Below are 13,465 nucleotides of genomic sequence, written 5' to 3'. Positions count from 1 at the left end.
GTCCAAAGCTGTCCGGCTCCATATGCGACGGACACAAGATCGTTTAATAATTTATCGACATAAAATAACGGGTTAATACAAATCGCATTATATTCGTTCCATGAATATTAAAATTGCCGACCTCGAATTCGAACCACTGATATCCGCAGAAGCCATACTTGCCCGTACCAAAGAAATTGCCGCAATACTAAATAAAGATTATGCCGATAAGGCACCCATATTTGTAGGCGTACTTAACGGCTGTTTTATGTTTATGGCCGATCTGTTAAGACAGATTAACGTTCCCTGCGAGGTGGCATTTACCAAACTATCATCTTATCATGGCGGAATCACCAGCACACGCCGCATAAGAGACGATTTTGACCTGATGGTTGATATTACCAACCGCCATATAGTACTGGTAGAAGATATTGTTGATACCGGTAATACGCTCGACTATTTAATCGCCAAGTTGAGCCATCGTAAACCGGCATCTATAACCGTTTGCGCCCTGCTGCTAAAACCCGATGCTATTGAATACCCGGTTGAAGAATTAAAGCACGTAGCCTTTAATATCCCTAATGAATTTGTGGTAGGCTATGGTTTGGATTATATGGAACTGGGGAGGAATTTGGATGGGATTTATAAGAGGATAGTGTAGACCTCATCCAATCCCGTAGGGATTAAAGCTCGGTAGAAAAACAAAACGAAAAATTCCATTCGTGCCGTTAGGTACGATACTTAGCGGCACCTACGGCATGCAAATACAAGGCAATTGTATATCGCCGATAATAAACCAATAGCCCGGTGTAATAAAAATATGATCGGGGGCGGAGTGGGTTCAAGTCCGAATACATCCGCATAAAATTTGCGTGCTGCTTCCAGGTCCTCGGGGGCTACGCAGATATTAATATGGTCTGTTCGTTTAACGTTAATCATGGTTTATTCGTGTTCGGCAAAGGTTAATACGTAGTCGTTATTGTCTTTAATAGAAAATTCGGTAGCGCCGTAAAAGGTAGTTTCCAATCCTTTTAAAACAGGTACTTTATCTTTTATCTGCTCAAAAAAGCCGCGAATATCTTTTAGGTTGATATATAAAATAAGCGATCCACCATCTTTACGCGATATCTCGGGCAGTTCATCCGCCAGGCTTTCATAAGTTTGAAACATCATGGTAACGCTGCCATTCACCATCATCGCCCAAACCAGGTCATCGCCTTCTTCGGGCACCGACATAGTGATTTTAAAACCAAGTAATTGATAAAAAGCGATAGTTGCTTTCATGTCATTAGTAAAAATATTGGGCGATAAAGTTTCCATTTTTGTGTGGGTTTGTTGCGTATAAATGACGTGATAAAGATAACGGATTTCATAACTTTATCAATTCAAAAAAAAGCACTCAATCACTCATTCAATAATTAAAATATGGGTAAATTAATAGAAGATTTTGAAAGCTATCGCACCAAAATGAACGATAGAATCATGGAATCGGCCAATACCAATATTAAACGTTTTTTTGCTTTAGATACCACCACTTATGCCGATGGCGCGCTGGATGTAAAAACCAAAGAAATGCTGGGCCTGGTAGCATCAATGGTTTTGCGTTGCGATGATTGCATAAAGTATCACCTGGGCAAATGCCACGAGGCCGGTGTAAAACACGATGAAATGAACGAGGTATTTATGATCGCTAATTTGGTGGGCGGGTCTATTGTTATCCCGCATTATAGACGAGCTGTTGAATACTGGGACGAATTAAACGGAGCCTAATAGAACCGTAGAGACGCAATGCATTGCATCTCTACTTTGCGTCTACGATATAAAAGTTTAATTTGCATCTACAAAACATCCTAATATGACTCAAGAACTAAATCGTTGCGCCTGGTGTGGTACAGACCTGCTATACATGGAATACCATGATAAAGAATGGGGCAAAACCACCCACGATGATAAAATACTATTTGAGTTTTTAATACTCGAGGCTGCGCAAGCCGGACTAAGTTGGATTACTATTTTGCGCAGACGTGAGGGTTATCGCAAAGCATTTGCCAATTTTGATGTACATAAAGTTGCCGCTTTTAATAATGAAGATGTGGAACGGTTAATGCAGGACGCAGGTATCATCCGCAACCGGTTAAAAATATTGGCTGCTATTAAATGTGCAAAGCTATTTTTAGAAGTTCAAGAAGAATTTGGCTCGTTTGATAAATATCTGTACCGTTTTATGCCCGATGGTAAGCCTACAAATAATACCACAGGCAGTACGCCGGTTACTACCGAAATATCCGATGCTATAAGCAAGGACATGAAAAAACGAGGCTTTACTTTTTTTGGCAGCGTTATTTGCTATGCCTTTATGCAGGCTACAGGCATGGTTAATGACCATATTCCGGGGTGTTCATTTAAGTAATTTCACAGATTTATTTTTTTGATTTCATAGATTTTATTAATCAGTGAACATAAATTGTATTTTTGAGAAATCGGTGTAATCAAAACCCATCGGTGCAATCATAATCAATGAAGAAGTTATTCCTTTTAGATGGTATGGCCCTGATATACCGGGCGCATTTTGCTTTAAGTAAAACCCCGCGGTTCACGTCAAGCGGATTTAATACATCGGCAGTAATGGGTTTTACCAATACTTTGCTTGATGTATTAAAAAAGGAAAAGCCAACCCATATGGCTGTAGTTTTTGATACCGAAGCACCTACTGAACGCCATACAGATTTTGCTGCTTACAAAGCACACCGCGAAACAATGCCCGAGGATCTGTCGGCCGCGCTGCCATATATTTTTAAGCTGATATTGGGTTTTAATATCCCGGTCATCACGTCTGACGGTTATGAGGCTGATGATATCATAGGTACCCTCGCCAAAAAAGCCGAACAGAAAGGTTACAAGGTTTATTGCATGACACCCGATAAGGATTTCGCGCAATTGGTGTCGGATAACATATTCATTTACAAGCCTGCCCGCATGGGTAATGAGATGGAGATACTGGGTGTGCCCGAAGTATTAGCCAAATGGGAAATTGAACGCCCCGAGCAAGTAATTGATATTTTAGGTTTATGGGGCGATGCGGTAGATGGTATTCCGGGGATACCAGGCGTTGGAGAAAAAACAGCCAAACTATTAATAAAACAATACGGATCGGTAGAAGAAATAATAAACCATAGTCACGAGCTGAAAGGCAAGCTAAAAGAGAATATCGAGGCTTTTGCCGAGCAGGGCCTGATGTCGAAAAAGCTGGCTACCATTAATCTTAATTCGCCGGTTGAACTGGATGAGGCCGGGCTGGAAATGTGTGAGCCGAGTAAAGAACTTTTAGAACCATTGTTTGCCGAATTAGAATTTAGGACCCTGGGTCGCCGTGTTTTTGGTGACGATTTTAGCATTACCGAAATAAAAGCTACATCGGCGGGTACGCAGATAGATATGTTTGGCGCGCCGGTTGCCGAAGGCCGGACAACCATGACTGTTGATATCCAGGACATTAAAGAGCCTGAATTTGCAGCCGCCGCAAAGAATATAAACAACGTTCCGCATCAATATTTCCTGGCGGATACAAAAGGAAAACGCGCCGAACTTATCGCCATACTTAAACAACAAAAAAGCTTTTGCTTTGATACTGAAACTACCGGCACCGATGCCAATAATTGTGAATTGGTGGGCTTATCATTTGCTATAAAAGCTACGGAAGCCTGGTATGTGCCGGTTCCGGTTGATCAAAAAGAAGTGCAGGCTATTGTGGATGAATTTAAGGACGTGATGGAAGACCCTGCCATTGGTAAGATAGGGCAAAATATTAAGTTCGATATCCTGATGCTGAAATGGTATGGTGTGCAAATATGCGGCGATCTGTTTGACACCATGATGGCGCATTATATCATTGACCCGGACACTCGCCACGGTATGGATGTGCTGAGCGAAAACTACCTGGGCTATAAACCTGTTTCGATAACGGAGCTGATAGGCCCCAAAGGAAAGAATCAGGGCAGCATGCGCGATGTGGAGATAGAAAAGATAAAGGAATATGCCGCCGAGGATGCCGACATTACCCTGCAATTAAAAGAAATTTTTGAACCTAAAATAAAAGCAGTAGGTGCAGATGACCTGCTGCATAAAATTGAGAACCCATTAATATATGTACTGGCTGATATTGAGCACGAAGGTGTAAAAATTGACCATGACACCCTGCGTGAATTTTCTAAAGATCTGGAAACCGACATTGCCGTATTAGAGAAAACGGTTTACGAAAAAGCGGGCGTACGTTTCAATATTGCATCGCCAAAACAATTGGGCGAAGTGTTGTTTGAGAAACTGATGTTGGATCCTAAAGCTAAAAAAACCAAAACCGGCCAATATCAAACCGGCGAAGATGTGTTGTTGGGACTTGCTAACAAAAGCGATATCGTTCGTGATATTTTAGATTATCGCCAACTGCAAAAACTTAAATCAACTTATGTTGATGCCTTGCCGCAAATGGTTAACGCCAAAACCGGGCGTGTGCACACAAGTTATAACCAGGCGGTAGCAGCAACCGGGCGACTAAGCTCGACCAACCCTAACCTGCAAAATATTCCTATCCGTACAGAGCGGGGGCGGGAAGTGCGTAAAGCCTTTATTCCGCGTGATAGCGGGCATAGCATTGTGTCTGCGGATTACTCGCAAATAGAACTGCGTATTATTGCCGAAATAAGCAAGGATGCCAACATGATGGATGCCTTTGTTAAAGGCATTGATATCCACACCGCAACAGCCGCCAACGTTTACGGCATAGCTGTCGGGGATGTGGACAGCACCCAGCGCCGTAATGCCAAGGCGGTAAACTTTGGTATTATTTACGGACAGTCGGCATTTGGTTTATCGCAGAACTTGGGTATCCCGCGTAAAGAAGCTGCCGAGATCATTGAGAACTATTTTGCGCAATTTCCCGGTATTAAACAATACATGAGCGATACCATGAACTTTGCCCGCGAGAATGGTTATGTAACTACACTGATGGGCCGCAGGCGTTATCTGCGCGACATTAACTCGGCCAACCAAACCGTACGCGGCTTTGCAGAGCGAAATGCCATCAACGCGCCCATACAAGGTTCGGCGGCTGATATGATCAAGATAGCTATGATCAATATTCACCGCGAACTAAAAGAACAAAAACTGGATACCCGTATGACCATGCAGGTACATGATGAGTTGGTGTTTGATGTACCGAATCACGAAATAGAAATTGTGAAACCCATCATTATGCATAACATGAAAACAGCCATAAAAACTACAGTGCCTATAATTGTTGAGATAGGTACAGGTTTGAATTGGTTGGAAGCGCATTAATAATCTAACAGTACTTTCCCCCCGCTGTCTGTGTCCTCACAGGCAGCTTACATAAATTGCAATTATCTTAATTTTAAATACTTTAAAAACCACAATAATATCAAAATTGCAATTAAAGCTGTGTTTAGGTTAAATATTTACACCTTTAAAAACACATTTTTCCAATTATGTGTTTGTTTATTTGCGGGAATGTTTAGTACCTTAATCGCTGTATATAAACCTGATGAGAATTTTTCACCTAAGTGCCGAATGTTACCCGGTTGCAAAAGTTGGCGGCCTTGCAGATGTTGTTGGCGCGCTGCCTAAATATCAAACACTGGCGGGCCACAAGGCTGCCGTGGTAATGCCTTTTTATGATCGGAAATTTACCCGCGAAAACGAGTTTGATACTGTTTTCCAGGGAGCTACGCTGTTAGGTATTCGCAGGTTGTATTTTGAGATATTAAAGGAAAAAACCGATAAACTAGGTTTTGAACTTTACCTGGTAAAAATCCCCGGACTGATAGATCGCGAAAACATATACAGCTACCCGGACGAAACTGAGCAGTTCATCGCTTTCCAGATAGCTTTTTTAGATTGGATAAGCTATTCGCAACAATCGCCAGATATTATTCATTGCCATGACCATCACTCGGGCTTGGTGCCGTTTTTATTGCAATACTCTAAGTTATATACCCGGTTGGCTAAAACGCCAACTGTATTCACCATTCATAACGGCCAATATCACGGAGCTTTTGGGTGGGATAAATTATCATACCTGCCAGAGATCGACCTGACCAAAACCGGCTTGCTGGATTGGAGTGGCGGCATAAACCCGCTGGCATCGGCAGTGCGGTGTGCCTCAAAATTTACTACAGTATCGCCGAGTTATTTAGACGAGTTGGTGATTAATTCAAACGGGTTGGAGTTTTTATTCTTTTTAGAACGGGCCAAAGGTGTGGGCATCATTAACGGTATTGATACTGAGGTATGGAACCCGGCTACCGACCCAATGATCGTAGAGAAATTTGCCGCGGCAAAAGTCGCCGCAGGCAAACAAAAAAATAAGGAGGCGCTTTGTACGCGTTTTAACCTTGACCCAACAAAACCGCTAATATCATTTATTGGTCGTTTGGTGGGCGAGAAAGGAGCCGACCTATTAGCCGGAGCTATTGAAACCAGCCTGGAAGAATTTGCCGGAAAAGTAAACTTTTTAATATTGGGCGCGGGCGAGACTAAAACAGAAATGGACCTGCAGGAGCTGAAAGAAAAATTCCCGGCTGATTGTAATGTTTACATCGGCTATAACGAAGAACTGGCGCACCTTGTTTATGCCGGGTCAGACTTTTTGCTGATGCCTAGCCGGGTTGAACCTTGCGGATTAAATCAGTTATACTCGTTACGTTACGGCACCATGCCAATGGTGCGTAGCACCGGCGGATTAAAAGATACCGTTATTGATTTTGGCGATAAAGGTGGCTATGGCATACGCTATAACAACACCAGTGTTAAAGATATTTGCTATGCCGTAAGCCGCGCGGTGGTAGTGTATAACGATGCTAAAAAACTACAAACATTACGCAAGCGGATGATGGCACTTGATTTTTCATGGGACGTATCGGCTAAACAATATATGGAACTATACCAAAGCTTAAACACCACAACAATATGACATCAAAAGTAATTTGCATTGTACTTGGCGGTGGCCAGGGCAGCCGTTTGTATCCCCTTACTGCAACACGCTCTAAACCGGCGGTGCCAATAGCGGGTAAGTATCGTTTGGTTGATATTCCCATCTCCAATTGTTTACACTCAGGTGTTGAGCGTATTTACGTGTTAACGCAGTTTAATTCGGCATCGTTAAACAAACACATTAAAAACACGTACCACTTTAGCACTTTTAGCGAAGCCTTTGTTGATATTTTGGCTGCCGAGCAAACCCCTAGCAGCGGGGCATGGTTCCAGGGCACGGCAGATGCGGTACGCCAAAGCTTGCATCACCTGGCGGTACATGAGTTTGATTATGTATTGATCCTATCGGGCGACCAATTGTATCAGATGGATTTTGCGGATATGATCGATCAGCACATTAATGCAAAGGCTGATATATCTATTGCCACCATACCTGTACACGTTAATGATGTACCGGGTTTTGGCATATTACAAACAGATGAACATAACACCGTTACCGCTTTTGTAGAAAAACCGAAAACAGATTTCGACAAGCTTGTCTCAGATGTAAGCCCCGAAATGGAAGCCCAGGGACGGATCTACCTGGCATCAATGGGTATTTATATATTTAATCGCAAACTGTTATTTGATTTGCTGCAGGGTAATGAACATACCGATTTTGGTAAAGAAATAATCCCGCAATCTATCGATAAACATAAAGTATTAAGCTACCAGTATGAAGGTTACTGGACCGATATTGGTACCATACCATCTTTCTTTGATGCTAACTTAGGTTTGACTGATGATATTCCTCAGTTTAATCTTTTTGATAAGAATTACATTTTTACGCGTGCGCGGATGTTGCCGCCGTCAAAAATATCGGGTACGCACATGGATAAAACCATAGTTGCCGATGGTTGTATTGTTAATGCCAGCCATGTAATACGATCTGTAGTAGGCATACGTACCCGTATAGGCTTTGATACCACTATCGAGAACTGTTACATAATGGGTAGCGATAATTACCAAACATTAGAGCAAATTGAAGAGTGCCAGCAAAACAATCAGCCTATTATGGGTATTGGCGACAGGTGTCAGATAAAAAATGCTATTATAGATAAAAACACCCATATAGGTAATGATGTGTCCATAAACTGCGGTGACCCGCTGCCTAATGGCGACTATCCAACGCATACCGTACAGGATGGTATTGTTGTAGTTAAAAAGCGTGCGGTTATACCAAACGGTACGATTATTTAAATTCAGTTAAAAATTAAAATAGATTAACGATAAAAGCCCCGAACGTTCGGGGCTTTTATCGTTAAATAAATCTAATCTAACTATTTTACTTTATCAAATATAAACAGGTCCTTAAAAATCCATTTGCCATTTTCCTGATTGCCACGGGCTATTGCAAACTGACTGGAAGAACGTTTTTCATAAAGAATACGCAGATCACCGCCTGTGCTTTGGAATATCGCGCGGTTTTTGTTTGCCTCTACAAATAGGTAACGGTTGGGATTATCCTTCTCCTCCTGCCCTAACAAGCCAGGTTTAAAATGCTTTACCAATGATACCAATCCCTGTTCCGATTGTTCATAAGCTAATATCTCGTACAGATCGGCCTTATCGCCGTTCATCATCCGCATAAAGCCCAATATATTGTCGCCGGCAGGAGCCAGCCAAACAGCCTCTATCGCGCGACCTTCGGCTGTGGTTGCTTTCCAGTGTCCCTCAATAAAACTGATATCAGCAAATGAACCGCCTTTAGTCGTCTGAGCAATACCGGCCAGTGGTAACAAGCTGGTAAAAACCAGGAAAATAACGTAAATGTATTTCATGACTTTGGAATAATTTAGGATCTTAAAGATATGTATTCCTGATAATTAGTCCAATTTAATTTTGATGCTCTACCCTTAAAAAACGCAGGGCCTCCGTTGGGAGACCCTGCAGATACAGTTTGTATGTTATCTCTAATACTCTTCTTCCAGATCAGCGGCAGCGGCCTCATCCATGAACCAGTGCACTTCGCCGGTTATTGAATCAATTAACTGCGCAGGATAATTCTCTATGTCTTCATCATCTTCAAAAACGTGATGTACGGCTTCTGCTTTGCTTTCGCCATAAACAAGAAAGGCAATATTTTTAGCCTCATTGATCAGCGGCGCGTTAAGTGTGATACGGTACACTTGTTTACTCTCCAGGAACAACGATTTTACAGACGGGGTTACATCATGCAGTACCGGTGTATGTGGGAACAGGGAGGCCGTATGCGCGTCATCGCCTAAACCCAGTAATACCAGGTCAAAGCTCATTTCGTCCTCGTCAAAAAACTCGGCAATTGCTTCGGCGTATTTTTGCGCAGCCTCATTTGGAGTAAGCGTAGTATCAACCGCGAAAATGTTGGCTCTATCAATATATAAAGGCTCAAACAAAGCTTTCTTAGCCATCAGGTAGTTGCTTTCCGGGTCGGTTTGCGGTACGTTGCGTTCATCGCCAAAAAAGAAATAAACCTTGGCCCATTCTATACTATCAGCATAAGTGGTTGATGCCAATAACTCATATAATTTTTTTGGTGAACTACCGCCTGATAACGCTACCGAAAATTTGCTTCTTGCAGCAATGCTTTCATTAGCGGTTTTTACAAAGTATTGTGCAAGAGCATCAACTACTTCATCGGGGGTGTTGAATATGTTTACTGTCATGTTTAACATTTAAAAAAGGGTGTCATGCTGAGGCTCTCGAAGCATGCGGGTGGGCCTTTACGCTCACCCTTCGAGTACCTCAGGGTGACACCCCTGTTGTTATTTATTTGTTTTTATTTCTTCGTATTCTTCAACGGTAATGAGAACCAGTTAAAGCCATCGCGGGCAATTAATGCCTCGGCGCTTTCAGGGCCCCATGAATCTGCTGAATAATTAGGGAAGTTTAAGCTCTTTTTGTTAGTCCAGGTGCTTAGTACCGGCATAATTAGGTCCCAAGCGGCCTCTATCTGGTCGCCACGCATAAACAAGGTTTGATCGCCCAGCATGGTATCCAATAATAAAGTTTCGTAAGCCTCTGGTGCCTGGTTGGTATAAGTACCTTTATAATCAAACACCATATCAACGGTATTTAATATCATGTCCAGTCCCGGGCGTTTGGCCTGTACCTGTAAACGGATGCTCATCTCGGGCTGTATGCTAATGATCAGCCTGTTTTGTTGCCAGCTTTCGGCAGCTTCCGTAGGAAATATTTTATGTGGTACGTCTTTAAACTGTATAGAAATTACTGATGATGATTGGTGCAGCCTTTTACCTGTACGAACGTAAAATGGCACGCCTTGCCAGCGCCAGTTATCCACAAAAAATTTAAGCGCGGCAAAAGTTTCGGTGTTAGAGTTAGGGTCAACCTTGGGTTCGTCGCGATAGCCGGGTACTTCCTTACCTTCCATCCAGCCTTTGGCATATTGGCCCCTTACAGCCGACATACGTACGTCCTCTGGCGAGAAACGGCGCATGGCATGTAATACATCAACTTTGCGGTTGCGTATCTCATCGGCGTTAAAATTAACCGGGGTTTCCATAGCCACTAAACATAGTAATTGCAATAAGTGATTTTGGATCATATCACGCATGGCCCCCGATCCGTCATAATAATCACCACGGTCTTCAACACCCAATTGCTCGGTTACTGATATTTGTACGTGTTCAATATAATTACGGTTCCAGATAGGCTCTAGTATAGAGTTGGCAAAACGGAAAGCCATAATGTTTTGTACGGTTTCCTTACCTAAATAATGATCTATATGATAGATTTGTTTCTCATCGAAAAGACCGGCCAATAATTTATTCAATTCTTTTGCCGATTCCAGGTCATGACCAAATGGTTTCTCAATTACAATACGTGTTTTCTCTACATCGGTAGTCAGTTTAGCTTTAGCTAAATTTGAGGTAATGATAGGGAAGAACGTAGGCGATACCGCTAAATAATAAATAACATTCGCGCGGGTTTTCCACTCGGCGTTATGCGCGTCAATACGTTTGCCAAACTCTTTATAAGTTTCGGCGTCTTTTGCGTCTGATACCTGGTAGTAAACGTTCTGAATAAATTCATCCCACTTTGCTTTAACGGCTTTGCCGCTGCGCGAGAAATTATTAATATCCTCCAGCAAGTTTGTTCTAAACTGCTCATCGGTTAATTTGGTACGGCCCGTACCGATGATAGAAAATTGCTTTGGCAACCATCCGTCAAGGAATAAGTTATATAACGCGGGTGCAAGTTTACGCGCGTTCAAGTCGCCTGTACCACCGAAAATGATAAATACGGTTGGCTCTGATTTTATTATTGACATAATCTATTTATATGTACTTCTGTTTATTTAATATTTAGCCCTTAGCCCCCTCTAAATCTCCCCCGGTAGGGGAGACTTTTAAAAGCTTTTTAAGCCCTCCCTACTGAGGAGGGTTTGGGTGGGCTTATTTTGCTACCCATTGGGTATGGAACGTTCCTTCTTTACCTATCAACTCATAGGTATGCGCCCCAAAATAATCGCGTTGTGCTTGTATCAGGTTTGATGGCATACGGCCGCTGCGGAAAGCATCAAAATAACTTAAAGATTCCGCGTAGCATGGTGCTGCGATACCTGCTGCAGTAACAGCCGATACTACGGTGCGTGCACCGCCAACAGCGCCTTTAACTTCATTAGCCACGCCATTGTCTAATAATAGGTGCTCCAAATTAGGATCGGCCTGGAACGCATTGTAAATATCATTCAGGAATATTGAACGGATAATACAGCCGCCCCTCCATATTTTAGCAATCTCCGCAAGTTTCAGATCGTATTTAAATTCGACCGATGCTCTTGACAACATGTGGATACCTTGCGAATAGGTAATGATCATGTTGAAATAAAAAGCTTCCTCTAATGATTTGATGAATGCATCGGTATCAACATTTAATTTACCTTCGACACCTCCATATATACCTTCAGCTTTAACACGCATGGCTTTATATTTTGATAAGTCGCGCATTGAAACTGACGTATCAATGGTAGGGATAGGTGCTTGCAGATCCATAGCTACCTGTGATGTCCATTTACCGGTACCTTTTGCACGGGCTTCGTCTTTAATATCATCTAACAATAAATGATCGGTACCCGGTGCTTTGTATCGAAAAATATCACGGGTAACTTCCATCAAAAATGATTTTAAACGACCATCGTTCCACTCGGTAAATATTTTACCTATGGCCGCGTTATCAAGGCCTAAACCTTTTTTCAATATCTCGTAGGTCTCCGCCAATAATTGCATCACACCATACTCAATACCGTTATGCACCATCTTAACAAAGTGACCCGATGCACCAGGACCTATATAGGTAACGCATGGCGCGCCATCAACCTTAGCTGCTATCGACTCCAGAATAGGCTTCATTACATTGTAAGCATCTTTATCGCCACCCGGCATCATGCTTGGGCCCTTACGTGCGCCTTCCTCGCCGCCTGATACACCCATGCCGAAAAAGTGGATGCCTTTACCTTCTAAATACTCAACCCTGCGGTTGGTATCAGCAAAGTAGGAGTTGCCACCGTCAATGATCAGGTCGCCTTTATCAATTAGCGGTAATAGCTCTTCAATAACATCATCAACAATTTTACCGGCAGGCACCAACATCATAATAGCTTTAGGGCTGTTTAAACTAGCTACAAATTCTTTAACATCGCTAAAGCCTTTAAGGTTGCCGTGTTTACTTTCCTGCTCTAATAACGCGCCTTTGGTAGCGTCTTTATCAAAACCGGCACCTTTTACGCCATGGTCGCCCATGTTTAGTAATAAGTTACGACCCATAGTACCCAGGCCGATCATGCCGAAATCATATTTATTTGGTGTGCTCATATTATTTGTTGTGATTTTCCTCTTTTAATTGTTGTAATATTTTTTTGGTCGATTCCAGATCGGTATGCAGGAAAGACCTGATGCCCAATTTTTGCGCCGCGTTAACAAACATTATGCGATCGTCAAAATAAACACATTGGTTTGGCGCCACCTGAGCAATGCCCATTGCAAGCTTCCATATGTTTGGATCGGGCTTGCGCAGCTTAACCTCGCACGATGATACGAAGGCATCGAAAAAATCATGTAGCTTAAACTTTTTAACCCGGTAATCATTCAATTCCTTACCCTCGTTATTAATGGAAATGATGCGGAAACCACAATCTTTTTTCCATTCTTTTAACCATTTAAGCGTGGGCAACTCAACCGATTGCTGGTAAATAAACTCCTTAAAATCCTCTCTTGCAAATTCGCGCGGATGGTTAAATATTACCGTATCCAGGTATTCATCTAAGGTTACGCTTCCAATTTCATATACATTAAAAATGAAAGTATGCAGGGCATTAACCTCGGCATAATCCAACCCAAATTGCTCTGATGCCAGCTTACGCGATTCGTGCCCCCAACCATTGGTTAGTATTACCCCGCCAATATCGAAGAAAAGTATTTTAAGGTCGTTAGTTTCCATT

Annotated in this window: 12 protein-coding genes; 6 read left to right on the top strand and 6 right to left on the bottom strand. The window is 42.4% G+C overall.

Annotation, left to right across the window (positions count from 1 at the left end):
- Positions 1-100 precede the first annotated feature (100 nt).
- Complete coding sequence (gene hpt / locus JWQ34_RS01210) at positions 101-640, top strand: hypoxanthine phosphoribosyltransferase (RefSeq protein WP_299352725.1); 540 nt, start codon at positions 101-103, stop codon at positions 638-640.
- 281 nt (positions 641-921) lie between these two features.
- Here the strand turns inward: hpt and JWQ34_RS01205 are convergent, their stop codons facing one another.
- Positions 922-1,299, bottom strand: coding sequence for a VOC family protein (locus JWQ34_RS01205; protein ID WP_299352722.1), 378 nt, complete (start codon positions 1,297-1,299; stop codon positions 922-924).
- Between the two features lie 105 nt (positions 1,300-1,404).
- Between JWQ34_RS01205 and JWQ34_RS01200 the strand changes: the two genes are divergently transcribed.
- The 5 genes from JWQ34_RS01200 to JWQ34_RS01180 all read left to right on the top strand — a co-directional run bounded on the left by JWQ34_RS01200 (position 1,405) and on the right by JWQ34_RS01180 (position 8,223).
- Positions 1,405-1,749, top strand: coding sequence for a carboxymuconolactone decarboxylase family protein (locus JWQ34_RS01200; RefSeq protein ID WP_299352719.1), 345 nt, complete (start codon positions 1,405-1,407; stop codon positions 1,747-1,749).
- Between the two features lie 85 nt (positions 1,750-1,834).
- On the top strand, positions 1,835-2,389 hold the full coding sequence (locus JWQ34_RS01195; RefSeq protein WP_299352716.1) for a DNA-3-methyladenine glycosylase I: 555 nt from the start codon (positions 1,835-1,837) through the stop codon (positions 2,387-2,389).
- Between the two features lie 107 nt (positions 2,390-2,496).
- On the top strand, positions 2,497-5,313 hold the full coding sequence (gene polA / locus JWQ34_RS01190; RefSeq protein WP_299352713.1) for a DNA polymerase I: 2,817 nt from the start codon (positions 2,497-2,499) through the stop codon (positions 5,311-5,313).
- A gap of 223 nt (positions 5,314-5,536) precedes the next feature.
- Entirely contained in the window at positions 5,537-6,964 is a 1,428-nt protein-coding gene (locus JWQ34_RS01185; protein WP_299352710.1) for a glycogen synthase, read from the top strand.
- A complete protein-coding gene (locus JWQ34_RS01180) occupies positions 6,961-8,223 on the top strand; it encodes a glucose-1-phosphate adenylyltransferase (RefSeq protein WP_299352707.1) in 1,263 nt (420 codons plus the stop codon). Before JWQ34_RS01185 ends, JWQ34_RS01180 begins: the two co-directional genes overlap by 4 nt.
- 80 nt (positions 8,224-8,303) lie before the next feature.
- Here JWQ34_RS01180 and JWQ34_RS01175 read toward each other — a convergent pair whose 3' ends face one another.
- The 5 genes from JWQ34_RS01175 to JWQ34_RS01155 form a co-directional block, all read right to left on the bottom strand.
- On the bottom strand, positions 8,304-8,804 hold the full coding sequence (locus JWQ34_RS01175; protein ID WP_299352704.1) for a DUF6265 family protein: 501 nt from the start codon (positions 8,802-8,804) through the stop codon (positions 8,304-8,306).
- Between the two features lie 132 nt (positions 8,805-8,936).
- Positions 8,937-9,668 carry a 6-phosphogluconolactonase gene (gene pgl, locus JWQ34_RS01170; protein ID WP_299352701.1) on the bottom strand — a complete coding sequence of 244 codons (732 nt, stop codon included), beginning with the start codon at positions 9,666-9,668 and terminating at the stop codon, positions 8,937-8,939.
- A 113-nt stretch (positions 9,669-9,781) separates the two neighbouring features.
- Entirely contained in the window at positions 9,782-11,296 is a 1,515-nt protein-coding gene (gene zwf, locus JWQ34_RS01165) for a glucose-6-phosphate dehydrogenase (protein WP_299352698.1), read from the bottom strand.
- Between the two features lie 124 nt (positions 11,297-11,420).
- Positions 11,421-12,839 (bottom strand): NADP-dependent phosphogluconate dehydrogenase, encoded by a 1,419-nt coding sequence (gndA, locus tag JWQ34_RS01160; protein WP_299352695.1) that lies wholly within the window; start codon positions 12,837-12,839, stop codon positions 11,421-11,423.
- 1 nt (position 12,840) lies between these two features.
- Complete coding sequence (locus JWQ34_RS01155; protein WP_299352692.1) at positions 12,841-13,464, bottom strand: HAD-IA family hydrolase; 624 nt, start codon at positions 13,462-13,464, stop codon at positions 12,841-12,843.
- Between the last annotated feature and the right edge of the window lies 1 nt (position 13,465).

This window comes from Mucilaginibacter sp., from assembly GCF_028288185.1.
GTDB lineage: Bacteria > Bacteroidota > Bacteroidia > Sphingobacteriales > Sphingobacteriaceae > Mucilaginibacter.
The sequence above is the reverse complement of the archived record's forward strand: the minus strand, read 5'-3'. Positions and strand labels throughout refer to the sequence as shown.

Excerpts from the sequence above, each read along its gene's own strand:
- polA (WP_299352713.1), top strand. The coding sequence starts at position 2,497 with ATGAAGAAGTTATTCCTTTTAGATGGTATGGCCCTGATATACCGGGCG.
- hpt (WP_299352725.1), top strand. The coding sequence starts at position 101 with ATGAATATTAAAATTGCCGACCTCGAATTCGAACCACTGATATCCGCA.
- gndA (WP_299352695.1), bottom strand. The coding sequence starts at position 12,839 with ATGAGCACACCAAATAAATATGATTTCGGCATGATCGGCCTGGGTACT.
- JWQ34_RS01200 (WP_299352719.1), top strand. The coding sequence starts at position 1,405 with ATGGGTAAATTAATAGAAGATTTTGAAAGCTATCGCACCAAAATGAAC.
- zwf (WP_299352698.1), bottom strand. The coding sequence starts at position 11,296 with ATGTCAATAATAAAATCAGAGCCAACCGTATTTATCATTTTCGGTGGT.
- JWQ34_RS01185 (WP_299352710.1), top strand. The coding sequence starts at position 5,537 with ATGAGAATTTTTCACCTAAGTGCCGAATGTTACCCGGTTGCAAAAGTT.
- JWQ34_RS01205 (WP_299352722.1), bottom strand. The coding sequence starts at position 1,299 with ATGGAAACTTTATCGCCCAATATTTTTACTAATGACATGAAAGCAACT.
- pgl (WP_299352701.1), bottom strand. The coding sequence starts at position 9,668 with ATGACAGTAAACATATTCAACACCCCCGATGAAGTAGTTGATGCTCTT.
- JWQ34_RS01180 (WP_299352707.1), top strand. The coding sequence starts at position 6,961 with ATGACATCAAAAGTAATTTGCATTGTACTTGGCGGTGGCCAGGGCAGC.
- JWQ34_RS01175 (WP_299352704.1), bottom strand. The coding sequence starts at position 8,804 with ATGAAATACATTTACGTTATTTTCCTGGTTTTTACCAGCTTGTTACCA.
- JWQ34_RS01195 (WP_299352716.1), top strand. The coding sequence starts at position 1,835 with ATGACTCAAGAACTAAATCGTTGCGCCTGGTGTGGTACAGACCTGCTA.
- JWQ34_RS01155 (WP_299352692.1), bottom strand. The coding sequence starts at position 13,464 with ATGGAAACTAACGACCTTAAAATACTTTTCTTCGATATTGGCGGGGTA.